Annotated in this window: 1 protein-coding gene; it reads right to left on the reverse strand. The window is 60.8% G+C overall.

From position 1 onward, the window contains the following. The coding region (locus tag EIK80_RS25095) for a maltotransferase domain-containing protein (protein ID WP_125159715.1) at positions 1-439 on the reverse strand (439 nt) is incomplete at both ends.

Below are 439 nucleotides of genomic sequence, written 5' to 3' on the forward strand. Positions count from 1 at the left end.
GGCGCTGAGCGAAGCGTCGGCCATGGTTTCGGCGGCCTTCTCCAAAGTCTTGCGGTCTCGTGCGGTGAGATTGGCATCCGGGGTTGCTGCCCAGCGAGCCAACAGTTCAGCGCCGGAATCGAGCGCATTGTTCACGTCATCCTTAACGCGAACCTTGATGCGGGCATCATGCAGCCAGGAAATATAGGTGTCTTCCCATCCTTCGATGGTCACGGTCCATTCGCCCAGCTGACGTTTGACGGCCGCATAGCCATCCTCCCACGGCTTCAGATCGCTGTGATCGCCGCACTTGACGGTCACCACCCAACGATCGAGACCGGGGTTCACGCATGTCATGGGGCGTCGCAGGGTTTCCTTGCCGCGCGGATTGCGCACTATGGCGGTGGCGCCTACCTTGGTGCGGCCTTCGATGAACACCTGAGCGGTCATCTCGAACGGT

The organism is Caulobacter sp. 602-1 (assembly GCF_003931565.1).
Taxonomy (GTDB): Bacteria; Pseudomonadota; Alphaproteobacteria; order Caulobacterales; family Caulobacteraceae; genus Caulobacter.